Here is a 1,877-nt window from a genome sequence, read left to right on the forward strand (position 1 = left end):
GGTCTCACGAGCCTTGGCTCTGCCTTGCGTTTGTTGCTGCGTTTGCCAACAGCAACCCCAAATAGGTCGGTAATGAATTAGCTTTAATACACTGCTTTGTGTGTCTCGACATTTATCCGAGCTTGAATCAATCATCAACAGTCATCTCTGTTGTATGGTCAAGCCGCACGGGCAATTAGTACTGGTTAGCTCAACGCCTCACAACGCTTCCACACCCAGCCTATCAACCTGGTAGTCTTCCAGGGCCCTACAGGACTCTCAAGGAGTCAGGGAAATCTTATCTTGAAGGAGGCTTCCCGCTTAGATGCTTTCAGCGGTTATCCCGTCCGAACATAGCTACCGGGCAATGCTACTGGCGTAACAACCCGAACACCAGAGGTTCGTTCACTCCGGTCCTCTCGTACTAGGAGCAACTCTTCTCAAATTTCCAACGCCCACGGCAGATAGGGACCGAACTGTCTCACGACGTTCTAAACCCAGCTCGCGTACCACTTTAAATGGCGAACAGCCATACCCTTGGGACCGGCTTCAGCCCCAGGATGTGATGAGCCGACATCGAGGTGCCAAACACCGCCGTCGATGTGAACTCTTGGGCGGTATCAGCCTGTTATCCCCGGAGTACCTTTTATCCGTTGAGCGACGACCCTTCCATACAGAATCGCCGGATCACTATGACCTACTTTCGTACCTGCTCGACATGTCTGTCTCGCAGTCAAGCGCACTTATACCATTATGCTCATTGCATGATTTCCGACCATGCTGAGTGCACCTTCGTACTCCTCCGTTACTCTTTGGGAGGAGACCGCCCCAGTCAAACTACCCACCATACACTGTCCGCGATCCCGATAAGGGACCTGCGTTAGAACCTCAAACATACCAGGGTGGTATTTCAAGGATGGCTCCACGATAACTGGCGTTACCGCTTCAAAGCCTCCCACCTATCCTACACAAATAGGCTCAAAGTTCAGTGCAAAGCTGTAGTAAAGGTTCACGGGGTCTTTCCGTCTAGCCGCGGGTACACTGCATCTTAACAGCGATTTCAATTTCACTGAGTCTCTGGTGGAGACAGCGTGGCCATCGTTACGCCATTCGTGCAGGTCGGAACTTACCCGACAAGGAATTTCGCTACCTTAGGACCGTTATAGTTACGGCCGCCGTTTACCGGGGCTTCGATCAAGAGCTTCGCCGAAGCTAACCCCATCAATTAACCTTCCGGCACCGGGCAGGCGTCACACCCTATACGTCCACTTACGTGTTTGCAGAGTGCTATGTTTTTAATAAACAGTCGCAGCCACCTGGTCACTTCGACCGGCCTCAGCTTAGGGAGCAAGTCCCATCACCAAAACCGGCGTACCTTCTCCCGAAGTTACGGTACCATTTTGCCTAGTTCCTTCACCAGAGTTCTCTCAAGCGCCTTGGTATTCTCTACCTGATCACCTGTGTCGGTTTGGAGTACGGTTCAATATTGCCTGAAGCTTAGAGGTTTTTCCTGGAAGCATGGCATCAACCACTTACGCTCAAAAGAGAGCACGTCATCACATCTCGGCCTTAGGAACCCGGATTTGCCTAAGTTCCCAGCCTACTTGCTTAAACACGGACAACCAATCGCCGTGCTGGCCTAGCCTTCTCCGTCACCCCATCGCAGCAATATTAAGTACAGGAATATTAACCTGTTTCCCATCGACTACGGCTTTCGCCCTCGCCTTAGGGGCCGACTAACCCTGTCCCGATTAGCGTTGGACAGGAAACCTTGATCTTCCGGCGGAGGGGTTTTTCACCCCTCTTATCGTTACTCATGTCAGCATTCGCACTTCTGATACCTCCAGCAAACCTCTCAGTTCACCTTCAACGGCTTACAGAACGCTCCTCTACCATGC

1 rRNA gene is annotated in these 1,877 nt (G+C 51.7%); it reads right to left on the reverse strand.

The features are described from left to right. Positions 1-154: 154 nt before the first annotated feature. A 23S ribosomal RNA gene (locus tag QSJ80_RS15460) occupies positions 155-1,877 on the reverse strand; the annotation flags it as partial.

Source organism: Biformimicrobium ophioploci (assembly GCF_030270605.1).
In the GTDB taxonomy this organism is placed as follows: domain Bacteria; phylum Pseudomonadota; class Gammaproteobacteria; order Pseudomonadales; family Cellvibrionaceae; genus Biformimicrobium; species Biformimicrobium ophioploci.